Source organism: Haloferax sp. Atlit-6N, assembly GCF_003383195.1.
Lineage (GTDB): Archaea > Halobacteriota > Halobacteria > Halobacteriales > Haloferacaceae > Haloferax > Haloferax gibbonsii.
In genome coordinates, this window is the sequence record NZ_QEQJ01000369.1 from 1 (window position 1) to 446 (window position 446).

The window sequence follows — 446 nt, forward strand, 5'->3', positions numbered from 1 at the left end:
GCCGCGGCGACGAGCCCATCTTCGACATCATCCACAGCGCGATGCGGCGGTCGATGTCGTACTTCTGCAGCGCGTTCGCCAGCATGAATCCCGCGATGAACAGGAAGATGAGGTGATCGGCGAACCCGACGAGCGCGGTGTCGAGGTCGTCGTACACGCCAAGCGCCGTCAGGACGAACGGAATCGACACCGCCGACACCGCCAGCGGGAGCGTTCCGGTAACCCACAGGAAGCCGGCGAAGAACATCGTCGCCACCGCGTACTGCCCCCGTATCGAGAGCCCCGCCGGCGAGGGCGCGGCCGCAATCACGGCCGTGCCGAGAATCGCGACCGCGAACAGTATCAGTCGCTTCTGCGTTTGCGAGTTACCCAGCTATATCATTGATACGCGGCTCTAGCGAAACTGAATCATTAATATTTTCGAAAGCGACGAGAGAGCAGTCGGT

The 446-nt window shown here is 61.7% G+C and carries 1 protein-coding gene; it reads right to left on the reverse strand.

The features are described from left to right. Window positions 1–343, reverse strand: a 343-nt coding sequence (locus tag DEQ92_RS22800) for an SLC13 family permease (RefSeq protein ID WP_394338726.1), incomplete at its 3' end; no start/stop codon positions are given. Between the last annotated feature and the right edge of the window lie 103 nt (window positions 344–446).